This is a genomic window from Streptococcus infantis (assembly GCF_047460875.1).
GTDB lineage: Bacteria > Bacillota > Bacilli > Lactobacillales > Streptococcaceae > Streptococcus > Streptococcus infantis_AA.
In genome coordinates this window covers 88,729-107,939 of sequence record NZ_JASHFI010000005.1, presented here as the reverse complement: position 1 = coordinate 107,939, position 19,211 = coordinate 88,729, and the positions used below count along the sequence as shown (strand labels likewise).

Below are 19,211 nucleotides of genomic sequence, written 5' to 3'. Positions count from 1 at the left end.
AGTGAATCTTTATCACTATTTACATCTACAAGAAGAATTTTTTTTATGTCAATTATTTATCTATTACTTTTTACAAACTTTTTAAAATTCTAAAAAAGATAATCTCTCAATACTTTTGAAAGAACCTGATAACCAGCAACACTTAGGTGTAGGCCATCGGTTGTGTAGGTAGGTTTTAATTGTCCAGCTTCATCTAGCAAGCTATCAAATACTGGGATATATTCAACCTGCATATAGGCTGAAGCTAAGTCTTGATATGCTTGATTCCAGGCCTTGATTTTCTCATTGGTGCGGATATAAACTGTCTGCTGATACTCTGTACCTTCATTAACTGGTAAAATAGAAAGAAGCTTGATTTGGGTAAGCGGAAAATCACGCGCAATTGACTGAATCACAGCTTCGATATTATGCAAGGTCTGCTCCAACTCTACTTCCTTACCAATATCATTTGTCCCAATCAAAAGAACAATCTGATCAACAGCATCACCATAGAGATGGGCATCAAGATTATCAAGTAAAAGCCCTGTTTGGTAACCCCTGATGCCTCGATTGACCATGATCTTTGAAGGTCCTAGTAACTCCTGCAAGGGATAATATTCGATGATAGAATCACCAATAAAAATGATATCTGGATTCAATAGGGAGATTTGATTGAGTTCACGATACTTGTTTTGGATTTTTCCTTGCTCTTTTAGGAGCCACGTTTCTAACAACTGCACTGCCATTTCATTCTCCTTTTTCTAGCCAGTCTTCCAAAACCTGATAAACTCCTGCCTGACTATTGGATGGAGCAAAGTCAGTTGCTACTGCTTTGGCCTTGTCGTCGGCATTTTCCATGGCATAGGCAATTCCAGCTAATTGAAGCATTTCTACATCATTTTCACTATCACCAAAAGCCATGATTTCCTCAGCTTTGATGTCCCAACGCTTGAGTAGCTCTTGTAAGCCCCAGGCTTTATGAATACCAGACTGAAGAATATCGATACAGCCATAACCACTTGAGACAGCCTGAACATGACCATTAAAGAGCTGATTGATTTCCTCTAAAACTGAGTCAGAGCGCTCCTCACCGACTACCAAGCTCATTTTTAACACTCCACCAAAAAGATGAGACTCTAACTCTTCCACAAAATTCATCCGCTGATAAAAAAGTTCAATCATCTCAGGAGTCATAAAATTTTCAAGTTGAGTAAAGACGGTGCCTTCTTTCACAAAACCACCATTCATACTGGTCACTACAAACTGATCTTGGCATTCTCGGTCCTTGAAAAATTCTAAAGCCCGATTAACCATGTCATCATCCCAAGTTTGAGCCTGTAAAAGTTGATTGCCTTCAAAAATTCTCGCCCCATTAGCTACAATCAAAACTATTCGCTCTGTCAAATGCCCTAGTAATTGTTTCACACGATGAATCTCATTTCCAGTCGCAATGACAAATCGAATTCCCCTTTCTTCTAGCTGATCAAGAAGCTTCTCCAAACGAGGTAAATCTACTTGACCTTTGGGATCCAATAAGGTTCCATCCATGTCTGTCGCAATTAATTTTATCGTCATCTCGTCTCCTTTTAGAAATACCACTACCACTTCAAGCCAACATGTTCATTCATTTCTTTGTAGGCTAAGTCAATTCTTTCCTTGGTTTCCTCATCCAATTTTTCACGATGAGTCCCACCTTCTATAAAATCTTCCAAGATATAGGTCTGATAAAGAAAAAGTGGATAGCCGTCAGGTGAATAGGTCCCTTTTGGAGTACGGTTAACCCAAGTTGGATGAGCTGCTGCAGTCTCAATAGTTGTCTTGCCTGCTTTCTTCTTAATGGTTACGTCCATGAGGACTCCACGCTCCGTCCACTTAGCATTTTCCTCATCCTGCATGGTTTCAATCCGTTGATTAGATAGGAAATTGCCCATAGAGTAGATAATGAGTTTTTTATCTCCATTTTTTTCAACTGTTTCAGCTGGTTCAACAACGTGAGGATGCCCTCCAAAGATAAGGTCAGCTCCCCAGTCAATCATCTTGTGGTAGAGAATCTTTTGTTCTTCAGTTGGTTCTAATTGATACTCAATTCCCATTTGAGGCATGACAACGGTTATGTCTGCCTCTTTTTCAGCTCGCTCAATTTCAGCCTTCATCTTATCTTCATTTAAGTCGGACAGGTAATTATTGTAATCCTCTTTAGAAATGTATTCCTCAATACCATTAAAGCCATAAGAATAGGCTAGGAAAGCAACCTTAATACCATTTACTTGCTTAATCACTAAAGGCGCCTTATCACGCGCTTCATGGGTATATACTCCGATAGGAGTTATGCCTGCCTTTTCGATCGCATCCGCTGTAGAGATAACTCCTTCCAACTGGGAATCCAAGATGTGATTGTGGGCCAAGTCCAGCACTTGATAACCAGCATCCTTTATCGCATCCATAACCTCTCCTGGAGCATTAAATAAAGGATAGCCTGCAAGGTAATGGTCCTTACTAATAGTCCCTTCAAAGTCTCCGATGACTAGATCAGCCTTCTTAAACCAAGGTTTGACATAGTCAAAATTTTCATGAAAATCATAGCTCCCATCCTCTTTTAGAGCTGTACGATAAATAGGAATATGATAAAGCAAATCTCCATGAGCCATAATACGAGCACTGGTTTCTTTCTCAGTATCCTCACTCTTTTCCTGAGCATTGGATTTATGATGTACTACAGTCGAGTCACTACTGGTCAATGAAATCCCCTGAGCCCCTTCTACTAACAAAGTCGTGATCATGGAGAGAGCTACAAAAGCCAACAAAACTACAATAAAAGTTCTATTGCTCCACTGTTTATAGTTCCTAAAAAATCGAACAACAGTTCTGATAACTTGAAAGTTCGAACCATTTTTTCTGCTTCTACTACGTTTTTCCATATTTTTTCTCCCTGCTTTTTGATGCAAGTCTCCTTAACTTATTATACCATAGACAAGATAGTATTTCATCTGGAGAATGCATCCTGATAGAACTAATGTGCTTTCATTCTAGGCTATTTTGTGTTATCATGTAAAGTAAGAAAAGGAGAGAGAACATGTCTGCTATAGAAAGAATTACCAAAGCTGCTCATTTAATTGATATGAAAGATATTATCCGCGAAGGAAACCCAACTCTTCGTGCCGTTGCTGAAGAAGTCAGCTTCCCCTTGAGTGATCAAGATATCATTCTCGGAGAAAAAATGATGCAATTTTTAAAACACTCACAAGACCCTGTTATGGCTGAAAAATTAGGTCTACGTGGTGGAGTTGGTCTTGCAGCACCACAACTCGATATCTCAAAACGCATCATTGCTGTTTTAGTTCCTAATATCACCGAGGAAGGTGAAACACCTCAAGAAGCATATGATTTACAGGCTGTCATGTACAATCCGAAAATCGTATCCCACTCAGTCCAAGATGCTGCTCTAGGCGAGGGAGAAGGTTGCTTGTCTGTCGACCGTGCCGTTCCAGGCTATGTTATCCGCCATGCTCGAGTAACTGTGGACTATTTTGATAAAGATGGAGAAAAGCACCGCATCAAGCTGAAAGGCTACAACTCAATCGTCGTTCAACACGAAATTGACCACTTAAATGGCGTCATGTTCTACGATCGTATCAATGAAAAAGATCCTTTTGAAATCAAAGAAGGACTCCTCATCCTAGAATAAACTAGCAACTACTGAGTCAACAGGTATCCTAAAAATGATAGCAGTTTGCCTCAGTCCTATAACTTTAAAATTAAAACTATGAAAACAAACGATATTGTCTATGGCGTTCACGCCGTTACCGAAGCCCTCTTAGCCAATACTGGCAACAAGCTCTATGTTCAAGAAGACTTAAGAGGAAAAAATGTTGAAAAAGTCAAAGAACTAGCAACCGAGAAGAAGGTCTCTATCTCTTGGACTTCAAAAAAGTCTCTTTCCGAAATGACTGAAGGAGCTGTTCACCAAGGTTTTGTCTTGCGCGTTTCAGAATTCGCCTACACTGAACTGGAGCAGATTCTTGCCAAGACCCGTCAAGAGAAAAATCCACTGCTATTGATCCTTGATGGACTAACTGACCCTCACAACCTCGGCTCTATTCTAAGAACAGCTGATGCAACCAATGTTTCGGGTGTCATCATTCCCAAACATCGAGCTGTCGGCGTTACTCCTGTCGTTGCTAAAACAGCAACAGGTGCCATTGAGCATGTTCCTATCGCTCGCGTGACTAACCTCAGTCAAACCTTGGACAAACTTAAAGAAGAGGGCTTTTGGACTTTTGGAACTGATATGAACGGGACTCCTTGCCATAAATGGAACACAAGTGGTAAAGTCGCCCTCATTATCGGCAACGAAGGTAAGGGAATTTCAAGCAACATCAAAAAACAAGTGGACGAGATGATTACCATTCCTATGAACGGACACGTACAAAGTCTCAATGCCAGTGTTGCCGCTGCTATCCTCATGTACGAAGTCTTCCGAAATCGACTCTAATAAAAAGTGAGGTTGGGACAAAAGATCCCGACCTCACTTTTTATTAGCAATCAAACTTTGACGCGGTAGCTGATTGAACTTTTTGTTCGTCTTTTAGACTCCAAAAAGCTCCTAATCATCCTCGCAGGGCTGGGACTACGAAATCGAGACTTTGTCTATCGATTTCTGTCCCACCGCCTTTTTAATAATGCTCAGTAATAAATTTATAGGCTTCTTGGCCTGCAATCGCGCCATCACCAACCGCTGTTGTAACTTGACGAAGGTCTTTCTGACGAACATCCCCAACTGCAAAGACTCCTGCAACACTTGTTTTCATATGGTCATCTGTCACAATCCAACCTGATTCATCTTGGATTTGTAAATCTTTTGTAAAATCACTAACTGGATCTAAACCAACATAGATAAATACACCACCAAAGGCATGTTCAGTCACTTGATTTGTTTTAACATTTTCAATGACAACTGACTCCACACGGTTTTCACCCTTGATTTCTTTTACGACAGAATCCCAAATGAATTTGATTTTATCATTAGCAAAGGCGCGGTCTTGCAAGACTTTTTGAGCACGAAGCTCATCACGACGGTGAACAATGGTAACAGATTTTGCAAACCGTGTTAAAAAGATAGCCTCTTCAACCGCGGAGTCACCTCCACCTACAACCAACAAATCCTGATCGCGGAAAAAGGCTCCATCACAAACTGCACAGTAAGAAACTCCACGACTATTGAGTTCTTCTTCTCCTGGAACTCCTAAGAGACGATGTTTTGAACCAGTCGCTACGATAACTGTGCGAGTTTCAAATTCTTCATCGTCTGTGATTACTTTCTTCACATCACCATGGTCCTCAATATTTTCTACAAAGCCATAGAGATGTTCAACACCTAGATTTTCAAGAGGTTCAAACATCTTTTCTGCTAACTCAGGTCCACTAATGTTAGCATAACCTGGATAGTTTTCAATGTCAGAGGTATTATTCATCTGACCACCAGGAAGTCCACCTTCAATCAAAGCAACTTTCAAATTGCTACGTGCTGCGTATAAGGCTGCAGTCATCCCAGCAGGACCTGCCCCGATAATAATCGTATCGTACATTCACTTTCCTTCTTTCTTGTTGTAACTATTTTTATTCTAACGGATTAAATCCCATTTTACAACTATTAAGCCTTGAGAACCAACAAAATGCTCATGGTTGCAAATGACAATACTGGAATTGTTAAAACTCCAATCATAATCATATCGTAAAGATGGGCTTGGCGAGCCTTAGCTGTTTTATCAACACCTGATAGGGCTCTTAAACCAATCCAAAGTCCCAAGACAATCAAGACTAGTAGCATGGTTAAAACTAAACTTTGGAAGTACAAGGAAAATATTTGAAGTAGCATGCTCTCTCTCATTTCTAACATTTTTAAAGAGCAAACCCAGTTAGCTTAGCCAACTGAGTTTTTCTTATCTTCTATTATATCAAATATAGGTCCGTTTGTAACTAGCAAAGAACTCTTTTGTTCGTTCTTCTTTTGGGTGGTTGATAATCTCATCAGGAGTTCCAGTCTCAATAATCTTTCCTTTATCCAAGAATAAAACCTTATCAGCTACTTGAGCAACAAATGACATATCATGACTAACCAAAACCATGGTTTGACCTGATTTTGCAGCATCTGCGATAGATTTTTCCACTTCACCGACCAACTCTGGGTCAAGGGCTGAAGTTGGTTCATCCAAAAGTAACACGTCTGGTTTCATGGCTAGAGCACGCGCTATAGCTACCCGTTGTTTTTGTCCCCCTGACAAGTGACGCGGATAATGCTGTTCACGATCTGAAAGCCCAACCTTAGCCAACTCTTCTTTGGCAATCTTAGTTGCTTCTTCGTTCGATAATTTCTTGACAACAAGCAAACCTTCCTTGACATTGTCTAAGGCTGTTCTACGCTCAAATAAATTAAATTGTTGAAATACCATGGACAATTTACGACGAAGTGTCAGGATCTCATCTTGAGTAATTTGAGAAAAATCAACTGAAAAGTCATCGATTTGAATGCTTCCACTATCAGGTGTTTCAAGATAGTTTAGGCTACGGAGAAAGGTGGATTTTCCAGCCCCTGAAGAACCAATCAAGGCAACAACCTCTCCTTTTTGAATATCTAAATTCAGATGATCCAAGACGGTTTGACCTGAAAAGGATTTGCTTAAATTTGAAATCTTAATCATTAGCGAAGGTCTCCTTTCACATCTGTTTCCACATTATCTGGTGCTTCGATTGCCATCTTTTTCTCAATAAAGCGACCAAGATTTTCAATGGCGATATTCACTACCCAATAAACTAGGGCGACCGAGATGAAACGCTCAAAGTAACGATAGTCTGCACCACCCAAAATCTGAGCTTGGGCAAAAACTTCCACAACACCTGCACTGAAGGCTAGGGAAGTCCCCTTGGTCAAGCCAATCAAGGAGTTAATCAAGGTTGGTGTTGCAACCACTGCTGCATTTGGAATAATCACACGACGGTAAACTTGTGCACGTGTCATTCCAAGACTACGAGCGGCTTCAATCTCTCCAGGATTGACAGAAAGAATAGCGGCACGGATAGTTTCACTAGCGTAAGCTGCTTCGTTAAAAGCAAAAGCTACAATGGCAAAAGCTGCGGCTGGAATCGCATTGACATTAAAAGCAGTTCCCCATTGTTGATTCAACGCTTTTAATGCTAGAGGAATTCCATAGTAAGTCAACATCAACTGCACTAGGATTGGTGTCCCTTTTAAGAAACTAACAAAGAATGCTTGTAATGGATAAAGAATTCTAACGCGATTAATTTTTACAATAGCAAAAACCAAGGCCAAGATTATACCAAAAAAAGCACCACATACTGTCAACATCAAGGTTGTCGGTAATTGTTGGACAATTCTTGGAATGCCATCAAAAACCGAACGCCAGCTAAAGAGTTTGCCGTCTGGAATATACTGCATCAAGTTTTGATACCAATCTGATGCTAAAAGTGTTGTAACGTTCATAGAAACATCCTCTCCTGATAATGATTCATTCTATCATACTTCTGCTCTGATTAAAAATATTTGCTACGGGTAAAGACTTTCTAGGTCTAAATACTAGTTTAACACACTTTTAGAGAAGCCAGACATATATTATTTTTATCAAAGAGATAGATAAAACCTAATTCAAACCAAGCTCTTCATAGGCTTTACGATAGCCAATTTGCTGAATCTGTCCACCTTTAACAAGAATTGGACGTTTGAGTAACATGCCATCACTAGCTAAGAGTTTAGCTGCTTCTTGTTTTGACATGCTTCCGACCTTATCTTTCAAGCCTAGCTCACGATATTTGATACCACTGGTATTAAAGAACTGTTTTAATTCAAAACCTGAAGTTTCTAACCAGGTCAAAATCACTTCCTCAGTTGGTGTTTCTTCGACAATATGAACATCTTTATATTCTAGTCCAAGTTGATCTAGCTCTTTTTTTGCTTTTTTGCAGGTTGTACATTTTGGATATTCGATAAATTCTAACATTTTCTTCTCTTTCTATTCTTTCTTCTCTTTAAATGTTGCATTTTCATGCTTCAAGAGCCAAGCCTTCTTTTCAACTCCCGAAGCATAGCCTGTAAGACGATTGCCAGCTCCTAGTACACGGTGACAAGGTACGAGGATAGACCAAGGATTTCGGCCTACAGCTCCTCCGATAGCTTGAGGAGAAGCTACATGCAAGTCCTTAGCTATTTGACCATAAGTAACTGTCTGACCAAAAGGAATTCCCCGCAAGTAGTTCCAAACTCTTTTTTCGAAATCACTACCGACAGGAGCTAAAGGTAACTGAGACAAATCTTGATTTTGTCCTTTGAAATAAGCATCTAAATAGCTAGCAATCTGATTTAAAATGGGATGACTTTCCACCTCAACTAGATTACCTAGCGACAAGCCTCTCTCAAAATAACTCTGTGCTTCAACCCATATCCCAAACAGATAGTGATCATCTGCTACCAAAGATAAGATCCCAATCGGAGAACCGTACAGCATCTTTGCATACTTCTTAGGCATTTGATTTTAATTTTTGATAAGCCAAGCGTTCTCCATCTACTGGAACTTTACCGACCTGTTTAAAACCAAGCTTTTCAAAGATATGTTGCATAGCCTTATTTTCAGCGTGCGTATCTGAACGAAAATCTAGGTAATCAAAGCCTTCAATCAAGCCTTCCAAGAAGGTCTGCGCTACCCCTTGCCCTTGAACATCTGCTGCCACAGCAATACGATGAAAAACTAGATACTCTGTCTCTCCTCCTTGCCATTTGCCTTCATAAATAGCTTCATAGGCAGATTCTGGGCTCTTAGTCACTGCTGCATAGGCTAAGAGATCACCTTCTTCTAGGGCTACATAAGCTTGACCAGAGATAATATCTTCAATAATGGTATCTGCATCTGGGTAGCCGTTTTGCCACTGAGTGCTACCAGCTTCCGCCAAGCATTTTTTAGCATCCTCAATCACCTGCATAATTGCATCAACTTCATTTGGAAAAGCTAAACGAATTTCCATTTTTCTTCCTCTTTTCTGACTAGTTTCTCTCATCATAGCATAATTTAAGGCTTTCTACAAGCAGTTAAAACTTGACTTTTTGTTTCTATTATTTTATAATCTAGTTATCAAAACTAGATAAACAGGAGTTGGAAATGAAAACTACTTTTTCCTACCCAGAATGGGACGAAATTCCAAACATTGATCTCTATTTGGATCAGGTCCTACTTTATGTGAATAAAGTTTGTTCCCCTATTTCTCTTGCTAAAGAGAAAGGTTTAACTGCATCAATGGTGAACAACTATGTGAAGCACGGCTATATCAGTAAACCTGAAAAGAAAAAATACCAACGCAAACAAATTGCCCGATTGATTGCTATCACAACACTCAAGTCTGTTTTTTCAATCCAGGAAATCGCTCAAACCCTAAACACCCTACACACAGAGACTAACTCACAAGAACTTTACAATGCTTTTGTGGACTATATGAATGAAGACATTGATCCAGCTAATTCCATTATCCAGGCAAGCTGCCAAACGGTCAAACTCTATCATCAAACACTTGCACTAGTCTATACAGAAAATGAAGAGGAGGAAACAAATGAATACTAGTTTTAAACTTAGCAAGCGCCTTAGTTTTGGAGAAGAAATAGCAAACAGTGTCACCCATGCTGTAGGGGCACTTATCATGCTGATTTTGCTCCCTATCTCATCGACTTATAGTTATGAAGCTCATGGATTTTTATCGTCTGTCGGTGTGTCCATCTTCGTCATCAGCCTCTTTCTTATGTTTCTTTCATCGACTATTTATCACTCTATGGCTTATGGTTCCACTCATAAGTACGTGCTTCGTATCATCGACCATTCTATGATTTATGTTGCGATTGCTGGCTCTTATACTCCTGTCGTTTTGACCTTGATGAATAACTGGTTTGGTTATCTCATTATCGCCATTCAGTGGGGAACAACTATTTTTGGTATTCTTTATAAAATATTTTCCAAAAAAGTCAATGAAAAATTTAGTCTGATACTCTACCTCATCATGGGTTGGCTAGTTGTGACTATCCTACCAGCAATCATCAGTCAAACAAATCCAATCTTTTGGACTCTTATGGTATCAGGTGGGCTTTGCTATACAGTTGGTGCTGGTTTTTATGCTAAAAAGAAACCATACTTCCACATGATCTGGCACCTCTTCATTCTAGCAGCTTCAACTCTCCAATACATTGCCATTGTTTATTATATGTAAGAAAAGAAGTTGGGAGAAATTCCAACTTCTTTTCTTATTTACACATATCGATAAAGTACTGATGTAGGCGAAGATCATTTGTCAATTCAGGATGAAAGGACGTTACTAGCATATTCTTTTCTTGAGCAGCAACGATTTGATTGTTCACTACTGCCAGAACATCAACACCCTTACCAACTTCACTAATAATAGGTCCACGGATAAAGGTCATGGGAATCTTGCCAACACCCTTGCAGTCAGCTTCTGTATAAAAGCTTCCTAGCTGACGTCCATAGGCATTGCGCTCTACTACTATGTCCATAGTCGCTAGATGGATTTCCTCCTGAGAAGTGATTTGTTTTGCTAGCAAAATTAAACCCGCACAAGTTCCAAAGACTGGTAAACCATTGAGAATAGCATCTCTTATAGGAATGAGCATCTGCTGATCTCGCAACAGTTTCCCCATAGTTGTAGACTCTCCCCCTGGCAAGATTAGCCCAGACAGGTCACTCTGGTGTTGCTGAAAATCTTCTAGGTTTCGCAGTTCAATACTTTCAACTCCTAGTTGAGCAAGCATTTTCTCGTGTTCTACAAAGGCACCTTGCAAGGCCAATATTCCGATTTTCATCTATTTTCCTCGCTCTGCCATGAGAATTTGGATTTCATTTTCATTAATACCAACCATGGCTTCTCCTAAGTCTTCCGAGATTTGAGCCAGAATTAGAGGATTCTGATAATTGGTAACAGCCTTGACAATTGCTGCCGCACGTTTAACAGGATCACCTGACTTGAAAATCCCTGAGCCAACAAAGACACCTTCTGCACCTAGCTGCATCATAAGAGCAGCGTCCGCTGGTGTTGCAACCCCTCCAGCCGCAAAGTTAACAACTGGTAGTTTTCCATGTTCGTGAACATATTGAACTAATTCTACAGGTACTTGGAGTTCTTTTGCTGCGACATATATCTCGTCCTCACGGAGATTTTGAATGCGGCGGATTTCTTGATTCATCATACGCATATGGCGGACTGCCTGAACGATGTCTCCTGTTCCAGGTTCCCCTTTTGTACGGATCATAGAAGCTCCTTCAGCGATACGACGCAAGGCTTCTCCTAGGTCTTTAGCACCACAAACAAAAGGAACTTGAAATTCTTTCTTGTCCACATGGAAACGATCGTCAGCTGGAGATAGAACTTCGCTCTCATCAATATAGTCAATCTCGATAGCTTCTAAAATCTGTGCTTCAACAAAATGCCCAATTCGAACCTTAGCCATTACTGGAATGCTGACTGCTTCTTGAATTTCCTTAATCATCTTTGGATCACTCATGCGAGAGACACCACCCGCCGCACGAATATCAGCTGGGATTCGTTCCAAAGCCATAACTGCTGCCGCACCTGCAGCCTCAGCAATTCTTGCCTGTTCAGGGTTTTGGACATCCATGATGACGCCACCTTTAAGCATCTGTGCTAAATTCTTATTTAATTCATAACGATTTTCAGTCATTTTTTTCATCCTCAATAGTTGTATTGGTAGCTACAGTTTTATTGTAAGGTATAAAAGACTGCATAACAAGATAAAATAAATCGATTTGTCCGGGTACAATTATCTCTATCACAAAAAAAGCACCCACATTGGGTACTTTTATTTCTTAGATTTTTTAATACTTTTGACAAGATAAAAGAGATATCCTGAAACCATGTAGGCAACAAAGATAGTTGCCGCCCATTTAAAGACAAAGCCCCAACCATGTTTGGGAGCATTCAAAAAGAAATATGGGAAGGGACTATCCTTAGCATTAGGGACATCCATCTTTAGAACAAAACCGTTTAAGATGGCAAAAATCATATAAAACAAAGGAAGGCTGGTCCAAAGCATGGGATCAAACCACTTATATTGACGACTCTTATCAAAAATAATTGTATCTGCTAAAAACCAGAGAGGGACAATATAATGGCAAAGGAAATTTTCCAAACGGTAAAAATCTGTCGTCAAAGGAGCTAGCATGAAATGATAGATAACACAAGTAATCATAATACTCATAGTGACACCACCTTTGAGACGTAGAATCCCAGCACTCTGCCAACTATCACCGCCACTACGCATCTTTAACAAAAGATAAGCTGTAAAGATTACAACCAAAAGATTGGAAAGGACTGTATAGTAAAGCAACATCCCTAAACCACCACGTTTGGTAATTTCCAGATAGACCCCTGTAAATGCTGCGAAAAACAAGAGAGTCCGACTGAAAAAAATAAATTTATTCCAAGTAGTCATGATTAAATCTTTTTAACAAATTCTGATTTCAATTTCATAGCACCAAAACCATCAATCTTACAGTCGATGTTGTGGTCACCTTCAACGATACGGATATTTTTAACGCGTGTTCCTTGTTTGAGGTCTTTAGGAGCCCCTTTAACCTTCAAATCTTTAATCAAGGTTACTGTATCTCCATCAGCCAATTTATTTCCATTAGCATCAATAGCAACAACACCATCTTCAGCTTCTGTTTGTTCTGCTGGATTCCATTCATAAGCACACTCTGGGCAGACTAGCAAGGCTCCGTCTTCATAGACGTATTCTGAATTACATTTTGGGCAATTTGGTAGATTGTTCATTTTATCTCCTTATAGTTTCATGATGGTTTGATTGTCAAATTTTCTTTAACAGAAACTATTATACCCTAAAATAGAAGATTTGACAAATCGTAAAAAAATTGACCACCATCGTGGTCAATCGATTATGAGCTTCAATTAAAAATGTTTAACTGCTTCTGACTTGATTTTTTCGACAACTTCTAAAATAGTTAGTCCTGTAGTATCTAAGTAGATAGCATCCTCTGCTTGTTTAAGAGGCGAAGTTTTTCGATGACTATCCTTGTAGTCACGCGCAGCAATTTCTTCTTTCAAAGTTTCTAGATCTGTTTCGATCCCCTTTGAAAGATTTTCCTTGTAACGACGTTCTGCTCGCTCATCAACTGAAGCAACAAGAAAAATCTTCAATTCAGCCTTAGGCAACACCACTGTACCAATATCTCTCCCATCCATGACAATACCGCCTTGTTGGGCAATTTCTTGTTGAAGAGCAACCAATTTTTCACGAATGGCTGGAATGGCAGCAAAAGCTGATACTGCATTAGTTACTTCATTTTCACGGATTGGATTGGTAACATCAACATCTCCAACAAAAACAAGTTGTTCTCCTGTTTCGGCACGACCAAAACTAATCGGATATTGATCCAATAAATCAAGGAGCTGAGAGGTTTCTTCTGGATTGATTTGATACTGTAAGGCAATATAAGTTGCCGCACGATACATGGCACCTGTGTCCAAGTAGGTATAACCAAAATCCTTAGCTATGATCTTAGCTACTGTACTCTTACCACTTGAAGCTGGACCATCAATAGCGATCTGAATTGTTTTCATTCTAACTCCTATCTTGTCTTAAGAACATCACCAGGATTTGCAAACCAAGAACCTGAAGACATATGACCAGGATTCAAGGCTTCAAGCTGGGCAATAGAAATTCCTGCTCTAGCTGCGATAGCCGCTTCACCTTCACCAGCAAGAACAGTAATAGTTCCCTCGGCATTAGCATGTCCCTCTGAACTACTTGAAGATGTTGTTTCCGCTTCTGAACTTGATGCTTCTTCTGAACTACTTGAAGATGTTGACGATACTTCTTCTACCTTAGGTGCAGAAGAATCATGGAAATCTTTCAAGGCTGCCGTACGATCACTACCACCTGAAGATAGATAGATTAAAACAGTAATCATACCGACCACGATTACAAAGAAAATACAAGCTAAAATGGTTAGAATACGGTTAGCAACCACTCCTGTTCCCTTATTTCCTCTGCTTCTGCGCTCCGAACGGCTTTCCTCATTGTTATAGATATCTTCTTGCCACGGTTCCTTTTCCATATCTTACTCCTTGTTTTTTTTCTATTTTCTTATTACAATATAAATATGAAAATCACACTTATACCTGAACGATGCATTGCCTGTGGGCTATGCCAAACTTATTCTGAATTATTTGATTACCATGATAATGGTATTGTACGTTTTTACGATGATCCTGATCAACTAGAAAAAGAAATTTCTCCTAGTCAAGACGTCTTAGAGGCTGTTAAAAATTGCCCAACTCGCGCGCTCATCAAAGACCATTTTTAATCGTTAATGGAGATTCTATTTCTAGATCCCGCTTCTTCTAGTTTAGCATATTTTTCCAGAAAATTATAGTCTTTTGAAGGACTAATTTTTATCAAAGCCTATCTCGGCTCACTCTGTTCTTTTATCAGATAGAGGGGCCTTTTTTTTGTTTCTAGATAAATTTTACTGACATATTTTCCCAGAATACCAATGGTCAATAATTGGACACCACCAAGAAATAGAATGACAGCCATCAGAGATGTCCAGCCAGAGGTTGGATTCCCAAGCATAAGAGTACGAATAACTACAAAAAGGGTCATCACCAAAGCCATAAAACAAGACGTAAGACCAGCAACAAAGGCTAATATCAAAGGAAAATCTGAAAAATTTACAATCCCTTCGATAGAGTAGAAAAAGAGTTGTCTAAAACTCCAACTTGTCTTACCTGCCTGCCTTTCAACATTAGGGTACTCTAGATAGTGAGTACGAAAACCAACCCAGGCAAAGAGCCCTTTAGAAAAGCGATTGTATTCTGTCAATTCTAACACTGCATCTACTACTGATTTTCTCATCATCCGAAAATCACGAACCCCTAGGGGAAGAGCTACTGGGCTAATTTTTTGCATGAAACGATAAAAAAGATTGGCACAGAAACTACGTAGAAATGGCTCTCCCTCTCGACTAGTTCTACGTGTTCCCACACAGTCCAAATCTGGATTCTGATCTAGTAGTTCTTTCATCTCAAGTAAGATACTTGGCGGATCCTGAAGATCTGCATCCATAACCACCACCAAGTCTCCTGTCGCTTGTTGTAAACCTGCATATAAGGCTGCTTCCTTCCCAAAGTTTCGCGAGAAAGAGATATAATGTACTGCAGAATTTTGCTCCCTATATGCCTTTAAAACTTCCAAAGTCCTATCAGTTGACCCATCATCTACAAAAATATATTCGATTTCTGTTCCCAAATCTGGAATCAGTGCTTCAAGAGTTTGATAAAAAAGAGGAAGTACTTCCTCTTCGTTTAAACATGGGACTATGATTGAAATCATCATTTTAGTCTTCAAATCCATTTGGATGTTTGCTCTGCCAACGCCACGCATCTTCACACATTTCTGTAATACCAAGTCCTGCTTCCCATCCGAGCTCTTCCTTAGCTTTTGCTGGGTCAGAATAGCAGGCTGCGATATCACCCGGACGACGTTCAACGATACGGTAAGGAATTGGACGTCCGACTGCTTTTTCCATATTTTTGATAATTTCAAGGACAGAGTAACCTTTTCCTGTACCAAGGTTATAAACGTTTAGTCCTGAATCTTTTTGAAGCTTCTTAAGGGCTGCAACGTGTCCTTTTGCTAGGTCAACGACGTGGATATAGTCACGAACACCTGTTCCATCTTCTGTATCGTAGTCATCTCCAAAGACTTGAACTTGTTCCAACTTACCAACTGCGACTTGTGTTACATATGGCAAAAGGTTATTTGGAATACCGTTTGGATTTTCTCCTAGATCTCCACTCTCATGCGCACCGATTGGGTTGAAATAACGAAGCAACACAACGTTCCATTCTGAGTCTGCTTTATAAATATCTGTCAAGATTTCTTCAAGCATCAGTTTTGTACGGCCATATGGGTTAGTAGCTGAAAGTGGGAAGTTTTCTAGGATTGGAACAGTATGAGGATCTCCATAAACTGTTGCTGAAGAGCTGAAGATAATGTTTTTACAGTTATTTTCTTCCATTGCCTTCAAAAGGCTAACTGTTCCAGCAATGTTGTTGTCATAGTAGGCAAGTGGGATACGAGTTGACTCACCAACTGCCTTCAAACCAGCAAAATGAATCACACCTGTTGGCTCTTCGTGTTTGAAAATATCACGAAGTGTATCTGTATCACGGATATCAGCTTCATAAAAAGGAATCTCAACTCCTGTAATTCTTTCCACTACTTCTAAACTTTTACGGCTACTGTTGACCAAGTTATCCACCACAACAACTTGGTGACCTGCTTGGATTAACTCAACGACAGTGTGAGTTCCGATAAAACCTGCACCACCTGTTACCAAAATCTTTTCTTGCATCTTTTTTCCTCGATTCTTAGATTATTTTTTTCATTTTACCATTTTTGATGGGGAATGTCATTTGCTACCCCGAAAGATTACGTAAAATAAAGTAAAACATTTACTTAATTTCTTTTCGTTGAACATACTTTGCAATCGGATAATCTGCTGGATCTAATACTCCACTTCTCCCCTCAAGCATTTGGGCTAGGTGATAGCCTATAATGGGTCCAGTTGTCAATCCTGACGATCCTAATCCACTCGCAACAAAGACTCCTGATAAGTCTGGAACCTGTCCGAAAAACGGCGAAAAATCACTTGTATAAGCACGAATACCCACACGTTCACCACTTATCATTGCATCTTTTAAGCTAGGATAAAACGAACTTGCTGCTTCAGCCATTTGTTGGAGCAAATTCTCATCAACCGTTAGGTCAAATCCCATATCATTTTCATGGGTAGCTCCTAGAGATAACTTACCGCCGGGAAATGGTATCAAATCCCACTCCCCTTCAGGCATAACAACAGGGTAAGCTCCCATGTCTTGTGGCACTTGGTAATCTCGGAGTTGCCCCTTTTGAGGGCGAACATCAACTTCATAGCCTAAAGGCTCCAAAATCTGTCCAAGCCAAGCTCCTGTGGATAAGATGACTTGGTCAAACATTTGATCGTCTATTTGATAACCCGATGCTAGCGGATTTAGACTGACCTCTTTCTTAACAACCTTTACTTGACTGGCTTTCAGTAAACGACTTACTAGGAGTTGCCCGTCTACTCGAGCTCCTCCAGAAGCATAGAGTAAACGTTCAAATCCCACTAATCCTGGAAATAGGTTACTTGCTGCCGTTTGGTCTAAAACGGCTAATTCGCCTATTAAGGGAGATTCTTCTCTACGTTGCAAGGCTAAGTCATAGAGTTCCTCGAGCTTGGAATCATCTTTTTTGAGAAGAAAGACACCAGAACGCTGGTAAAAATCAACTTGTTGACCCGATTTTTCTAGGTCAGCTAATAAATCTACATAGAAATCCGCTCCTAGGCGCGCCATCTTATACCAAGCCTTATTGCGTCGTTTAGAAAACCAGGGACTAATAATTCCTGCTGCCGCCTTGGTTGCTTGCCCATGTCCAAAATCAAAAACAGTTACTTCGATATCAGCTTCCTTAGAAAGATAGTAGGCAGCTGTGGCCCCTACAATTCCTGCACCTACAATGGCAACTTTTTTCATTGTCTTTACCTTCTAACTAGATATGATGGAATGGATTGGTGGACGCTTGACTTGCGACAACTTCTAGCGACCAAGCATTCTCTTCCTTCCATTCATTCAGGAACGCTACAATTTTTTCAACAAAGAGAACTTCAATATAGTGACCTGGATCCAGAGCCAACAAGCCGTCTGACAACATATCTTGGGCAGTGTGGTAATAGATGTCACCAGTAATGTAAACATGAGCTCCTTTTGCTAAAGCATCAGAGTAGAAAGACTGCCCACTGCCACCACAAATAGCTACTCTTGAAATTGTTTTTTGCAAATCAGTCTCTTTATAATACACCATACGAAGACTATCTAGACCAAATACTTCCTTAACATGACTAGCAAATTCTTCAAACGTTTGAGGTTTAATATTGCCAATACGCCCGATGCCACGTTCAGGACCTGTCTCCTGTAGATAAGTTGTATCCTTAATATCCAATAGTTGGCAGAACCAGTCATTAAGGCCGTTTGCAACAATATCAATATTAGTATGGCTAACATAGACTGCAATATCATGCTTGATTAGATCAATATAAATCTGATTTTGAGGGCGACTAGCTACCAAGTCCTTTATCGGACGGAAGATAGGCGCGTGCTTGACGATCATCAGATCTACTCCCTTTTCAATAGCTTCTGCCACTGTATCTTCACGTATATCAAGGGCAACCATGACTTTCTGGATGTCCTTGTCTAAGGTACCAATCTGCAAACCACGACTATCGCCTTCCATAGAAAATTCTTGAGGACAATAGGCTTCATAACACTTAATCACTTCACTTGCTTTCATGGAGCACCTCCTTGATGGCTTGAATTTTATCTACTAAAACTTGACGTTCTTCATGATTTTTTTCTGGGATTTGACTAAGGGCAAATTCGAGCTTACTTGCTTCTCTTTGCCACTTTTTGACAAATACGGGGCTAAGTTCTTTAGATAGAAAAGGACCAAAACGGGTGTCACTTGCTGACAATTTCATTTCTCCAGCTTCCACAACTAGAATCTCGTAAATTTTTCCAGCTTCCTCTAAAATACTTTCAGCTACAATCTGAAATCCATGGTCTTGTAACCAACTACGTAACTCATCTTCACGATTATTGGGTTGAAGAATCAATCGCTCAACATTGGCTAGTTTGTCCAAGCCCTCTTCTAATATCGTAACAATCAAACGACCACCCATTCCTGCAATAGTGATAACAGAGATCTGGTCACTTTCTTCGAAAGCTGCTAAACCATTGGCTAAACGAACCTGAATTTTCTCAGTCAAGCCATGACTTTCAACATTTCTAACTGCAGATTGATAGGGTCCCTCTACAACTTCACCCGCGATGGCAGCTTCAATATGACCTTTTTCAACTAATTCAATAGGTAAATAAGCATGGTCGCTACCGACGTCCAGCAAAACAGCTCCTTGGGGAACAAAAGAAGCTACTGTTTCTAATCTCTTTGAAATCATCTTCTCTCACTTTCAAAAACTCTATTTCCCTTTATTATACCATATTTTATCTGGCAATCCTGCACCTAAAAAAGACCGCAATCATGGATTGCA

At 39.9% G+C, this 19,211-nt stretch carries 26 protein-coding genes; 5 read left to right on the top strand and 21 right to left on the bottom strand.

Features of this window, described 5'->3' with window-relative positions; all coding sequences use genetic code 11:
• Positions 1–89: 89 nt before the first annotated feature.
• The 3 genes from QM887_RS05115 to QM887_RS05105 are packed head-to-tail and all read right to left on the bottom strand — an operon-like array spanning position 90 to position 2,897.
• Entirely contained in the window at positions 90–725 is a 636-nt protein-coding gene (locus tag QM887_RS05115) for an SGNH/GDSL hydrolase family protein (protein WP_414270816.1), read from the bottom strand.
• Position 726: 1 nt separating this feature from the next.
• Positions 727–1,554, bottom strand: coding sequence for a Cof-type HAD-IIB family hydrolase (locus tag QM887_RS05110; protein WP_414270815.1), 828 nt, complete (start codon positions 1,552–1,554; stop codon positions 727–729).
• 23 nt (positions 1,555–1,577) lie between these two features.
• Positions 1,578–2,897 carry a CapA family protein gene (locus QM887_RS05105; RefSeq protein WP_414270814.1) on the bottom strand — a complete coding sequence of 440 codons (1,320 nt, stop codon included), beginning with the start codon at positions 2,895–2,897 and terminating at the stop codon, positions 1,578–1,580.
• 155 nt (positions 2,898–3,052) lie between these two features.
• On the opposite strand from QM887_RS05105, the gene def reads away from it, so the two are divergent.
• Both def and rlmB read left to right on the top strand, forming a co-directional pair.
• On the top strand, positions 3,053–3,664 hold the full coding sequence (def, locus tag QM887_RS05100; RefSeq protein WP_414270813.1) for a peptide deformylase: 612 nt from the start codon (positions 3,053–3,055) through the stop codon (positions 3,662–3,664).
• A 78-nt stretch (positions 3,665–3,742) separates the two neighbouring features.
• Positions 3,743–4,471 carry a 23S rRNA (guanosine(2251)-2'-O)-methyltransferase RlmB gene (gene rlmB / locus QM887_RS05095; RefSeq protein WP_075230424.1) on the top strand — a complete coding sequence of 243 codons (729 nt, stop codon included), beginning with the start codon at positions 3,743–3,745 and terminating at the stop codon, positions 4,469–4,471.
• A gap of 181 nt (positions 4,472–4,652) precedes the next feature.
• Here rlmB and trxB read toward each other — a convergent pair whose 3' ends face one another.
• The 7 genes from trxB to QM887_RS05060 form a co-directional block, all read right to left on the bottom strand.
• Positions 4,653–5,564, bottom strand: coding sequence for a thioredoxin-disulfide reductase (gene trxB, locus QM887_RS05090; protein ID WP_414270812.1), 912 nt, complete (start codon positions 5,562–5,564; stop codon positions 4,653–4,655).
• A gap of 65 nt (positions 5,565–5,629) precedes the next feature.
• Positions 5,630–5,854 carry a DUF4059 family protein gene (locus QM887_RS05085; protein ID WP_075230391.1) on the bottom strand — a complete coding sequence of 75 codons (225 nt, stop codon included), beginning with the start codon at positions 5,852–5,854 and terminating at the stop codon, positions 5,630–5,632.
• Between the two features lie 79 nt (positions 5,855–5,933).
• Positions 5,934–6,677 (bottom strand): amino acid ABC transporter ATP-binding protein, encoded by a 744-nt coding sequence (locus tag QM887_RS05080; RefSeq protein WP_414270811.1) that lies wholly within the window; start codon positions 6,675–6,677, stop codon positions 5,934–5,936.
• Entirely contained in the window at positions 6,677–7,477 is an 801-nt protein-coding gene (locus QM887_RS05075) for an amino acid ABC transporter permease (protein WP_414270810.1), read from the bottom strand. Before QM887_RS05075 ends, QM887_RS05080 begins: the two co-directional genes overlap by 1 nt.
• A gap of 157 nt (positions 7,478–7,634) precedes the next feature.
• Complete coding sequence (locus QM887_RS05070) at positions 7,635–7,991, bottom strand: Spx/MgsR family RNA polymerase-binding regulatory protein (RefSeq protein WP_075230394.1); 357 nt, start codon at positions 7,989–7,991, stop codon at positions 7,635–7,637.
• A gap of 12 nt (positions 7,992–8,003) precedes the next feature.
• Positions 8,004–8,516: a methylated-DNA--[protein]-cysteine S-methyltransferase gene (locus QM887_RS05065; RefSeq protein ID WP_414270809.1), complete on the bottom strand. Its 513-nt coding sequence runs from the start codon at positions 8,514–8,516 to the stop codon at positions 8,004–8,006.
• Entirely contained in the window at positions 8,509–9,009 is a 501-nt protein-coding gene (locus tag QM887_RS05060) for an N-acetyltransferase family protein (RefSeq protein ID WP_414270808.1), read from the bottom strand. The genes QM887_RS05065 and QM887_RS05060 overlap by 8 nt, the downstream gene beginning before the upstream one ends.
• Before the next feature lie 134 nt (positions 9,010–9,143).
• Between QM887_RS05060 and QM887_RS05055 the strand changes: the two genes are divergently transcribed.
• Positions 9,144–9,599, top strand: a complete 456-nt coding sequence (locus QM887_RS05055) for a DUF1836 domain-containing protein (RefSeq protein ID WP_414270806.1) — start codon at positions 9,144–9,146, stop codon at positions 9,597–9,599.
• The gene (trhA, locus tag QM887_RS05050) at positions 9,589–10,236 is read left to right on the top strand and encodes a PAQR family membrane homeostasis protein TrhA (protein WP_414270804.1); all 648 of its coding nucleotides are present in this window, start codon (positions 9,589–9,591) and stop codon (positions 10,234–10,236) included. The genes QM887_RS05055 and trhA overlap by 11 nt, the downstream gene beginning before the upstream one ends.
• 34 nt (positions 10,237–10,270) lie before the next feature.
• Here the strand turns inward: trhA and pdxT are convergent, their stop codons facing one another.
• From pdxT to QM887_RS05020, 6 genes are all read right to left on the bottom strand, one after another.
• Positions 10,271–10,843: a pyridoxal 5'-phosphate synthase glutaminase subunit PdxT gene (pdxT, locus tag QM887_RS05045; protein ID WP_414270803.1), complete on the bottom strand. Its 573-nt coding sequence runs from the start codon at positions 10,841–10,843 to the stop codon at positions 10,271–10,273.
• Positions 10,844–11,719: a pyridoxal 5'-phosphate synthase lyase subunit PdxS gene (gene pdxS / locus QM887_RS05040; RefSeq protein WP_414270802.1), complete on the bottom strand. Its 876-nt coding sequence runs from the start codon at positions 11,717–11,719 to the stop codon at positions 10,844–10,846.
• 138 nt (positions 11,720–11,857) lie between these two features.
• On the bottom strand, positions 11,858–12,490 hold the full coding sequence (locus QM887_RS05035; RefSeq protein ID WP_414270801.1) for a Pr6Pr family membrane protein: 633 nt from the start codon (positions 12,488–12,490) through the stop codon (positions 11,858–11,860).
• A 2-nt stretch (positions 12,491–12,492) separates the two neighbouring features.
• Positions 12,493–12,831 (bottom strand): zinc ribbon domain-containing protein YjdM, encoded by a 339-nt coding sequence (locus QM887_RS05030; protein ID WP_075230400.1) that lies wholly within the window; start codon positions 12,829–12,831, stop codon positions 12,493–12,495.
• A 135-nt stretch (positions 12,832–12,966) separates the two neighbouring features.
• Entirely contained in the window at positions 12,967–13,638 is a 672-nt protein-coding gene (cmk, locus tag QM887_RS05025; RefSeq protein ID WP_414270800.1) for a (d)CMP kinase, read from the bottom strand.
• 8 nt (positions 13,639–13,646) lie between these two features.
• Complete coding sequence (locus QM887_RS05020; RefSeq protein ID WP_414270798.1) at positions 13,647–14,135, bottom strand: SAG1386/EF1546 family surface-associated protein; 489 nt, start codon at positions 14,133–14,135, stop codon at positions 13,647–13,649.
• Positions 14,136–14,180: 45 nt separating this feature from the next.
• Between QM887_RS05020 and QM887_RS05015 the strand changes: the two genes are divergently transcribed.
• Positions 14,181–14,384: a ferredoxin gene (locus QM887_RS05015; RefSeq protein WP_414270797.1), complete on the top strand. Its 204-nt coding sequence runs from the start codon at positions 14,181–14,183 to the stop codon at positions 14,382–14,384.
• 98 nt (positions 14,385–14,482) lie between these two features.
• Here QM887_RS05015 and QM887_RS05010 read toward each other — a convergent pair whose 3' ends face one another.
• From QM887_RS05010 to QM887_RS04990, 5 genes are all read right to left on the bottom strand, one after another.
• Positions 14,483–15,433: a glycosyltransferase family 2 protein gene (locus QM887_RS05010; protein ID WP_414270796.1), complete on the bottom strand. Its 951-nt coding sequence runs from the start codon at positions 15,431–15,433 to the stop codon at positions 14,483–14,485.
• On the bottom strand, positions 15,417–16,436 hold the full coding sequence (galE, locus tag QM887_RS05005; protein ID WP_414270795.1) for a UDP-glucose 4-epimerase GalE: 1,020 nt from the start codon (positions 16,434–16,436) through the stop codon (positions 15,417–15,419). The genes QM887_RS05010 and galE overlap by 17 nt, the downstream gene beginning before the upstream one ends.
• Positions 16,437–16,536: 100 nt before the next feature.
• Entirely contained in the window at positions 16,537–17,640 is a 1,104-nt protein-coding gene (locus QM887_RS05000; RefSeq protein ID WP_414270794.1) for an NAD(P)/FAD-dependent oxidoreductase, read from the bottom strand.
• Between the two features lie 16 nt (positions 17,641–17,656).
• Positions 17,657–18,454 carry a Nif3-like dinuclear metal center hexameric protein gene (locus tag QM887_RS04995; protein ID WP_414270793.1) on the bottom strand — a complete coding sequence of 266 codons (798 nt, stop codon included), beginning with the start codon at positions 18,452–18,454 and terminating at the stop codon, positions 17,657–17,659.
• The gene (locus tag QM887_RS04990; RefSeq protein ID WP_414270791.1) at positions 18,441–19,118 is read right to left on the bottom strand and encodes a tRNA (adenine(22)-N(1))-methyltransferase; all 678 of its coding nucleotides are present in this window, start codon (positions 19,116–19,118) and stop codon (positions 18,441–18,443) included. Before QM887_RS04990 ends, QM887_RS04995 begins: the two co-directional genes overlap by 14 nt.
• Between the last annotated feature and the right edge of the window lie 93 nt (positions 19,119–19,211).